The 1,641-nt window shown below is 55.1% G+C and carries 1 protein-coding gene; it reads left to right on the forward strand.

What is annotated here, in order from left to right; all coding sequences use genetic code 11:
* The first annotated feature begins 71 nt into the window (after positions 1-71).
* Positions 72-1,600 (forward strand): IS3 family transposase gene (locus ACIO0C_RS31275; RefSeq protein ID WP_401318364.1). Its coding sequence is split into 2 segments (ribosomal slippage): positions 72-513 and positions 513-1,600, totalling 1,530 coding nucleotides; the frame shifts between segments, so codons are not numbered across the junction.
* Positions 1,601-1,641: the final 41 nt, after the last annotated feature.

A 1,641-nucleotide genomic window follows, 5' to 3' on the forward strand; every position in this document is an offset into this window, starting at 1 on the left:
CCCTCCGTGTCAGGCTACCTGTCGCCCTTGTTGATTGACTCATTCATTCAAGAGGGCGAAGGTGTTTAGCAATGTCCAAGCGCTATGACGACGACTTCAAAGATTGGGTCGTCCTGCAAATGATGCCGCCCCTCAATCGCTCAGTGGCGGAACTCGCCATTGCGCTCAATCTCACGCCGCAGTCACTGCGAAACTGGAGACAAATGGCTAGAGATAAAGGTTTGATCGTGCCGGGAAACGGCAAGACCAGTGATCAATGGTCCAGCGCCGATAAATTCAATGCTGTCATGGAAACCGCGCCGTTAAGCGAAGTGGAGATTGCTCAATATTGCCGAATCAAGGGCATTTATCCTGAGCAAATCCAGCAGTGGCGCGAGGCGTGCCAAAACGCCAATACCCTTGCTGATTTGAAACCCAGCGCAGAGAAAACTGCCGAGCAGCGGCGGATCAAGGATCTGGAGCGTCAGTTGATCCAATCCGATGCTGGACGTGCGGAGGCGGTGGCTTTGCTGGAACTCAGAAAAAAAGCCAATGCGATCTGGGGCAAGGACAAGGAAGACTGATCAGCGCCTCTGATCGTACGCAAGCCCTGAAGTTGATTGCTGAAGCGGTGTTAAATGGGGCTCGTCGATATCGAGCCTGTAATGAGCTGGGGCTGAGCCTGCGCACAGTACAACGTTGGCGACACGCCGACTGCGACGGGCGCCTGCTGGCTCAGCGAGCCGCACCGTCGAACAAGCTCAGTGAGGCAGAGCGCCAAGCGGTGCTTGATGCTGCCAATCAGGCTGGCTACGCCAGCCTCACCCCACACCAAATCGTCCCCAAACTGGCCGATGAAGGTATCTACCTGGCTTCGGAGTCGACGTTTTACCGGGTGTTAAAAGCCGCCAATCAAAACGTGCGTCGCGGCCGAACCAAAGCCCCGAAACGCAAGGTACTGACGACGCATCGCGCCGATGCTCCCAATCAGGTGTGGTGTTGGGATATCACCTGGCTGCCCAGCACTGTCAGAGGTCGTTTTTTCTACTGGTACATGGTCAAGGATGTCTACAGCCGCAAGCTGGTGGCCAATGAAGTGCATGAGGTGGAATGTGCCGAACACGCGTGTGAGCTGCTTAGAAAGGGATGCTTGCGTGAACAGACGGCGGGCCGTCCGTTGGTGCTGCACTCGGATAATGGTCACGTCATGAGAGGCTCCTTGTTACGCGAAAGCATGATTGCCCTGGGCGTCGAACCGTCCTTTAGCCGGCCAAGGGTGAGCAATGACAACGCTTACGCCGAAGCACTTTTCCGTACCGCAAAATACTGCCCACTCTGGCCGGATCAACCATTTGATACGGTCACTGAGGCAAGGCTTTGGGTGCAGAAATTTATCGAGTGGTACAACGAAGATCACCGCCACAGCGCCCTGAAATACGTGACGCCAAACGAGCGGCACGAAGGCAAGGCAACGGATCTATTACAAGCTAGAACAGTGCTTTATGAGGATGCCAGGGAAGCTAATCCGAGCCGCTGGAGCACTCGAATACGCAACTGGAAGCTGGAAGATGCGGTGTATTTAAACCCGGAGCGTCCTGAAATTAAGGGCGCAACGGGCTAACAACTGTAGGACCAAGGCGACAGGTACCTTGACACGTACCG

This window comes from Pseudomonas sp. NPDC087336 (assembly GCF_044744285.1).
Lineage (GTDB): Bacteria > Pseudomonadota > Gammaproteobacteria > Pseudomonadales > Pseudomonadaceae > Aquipseudomonas.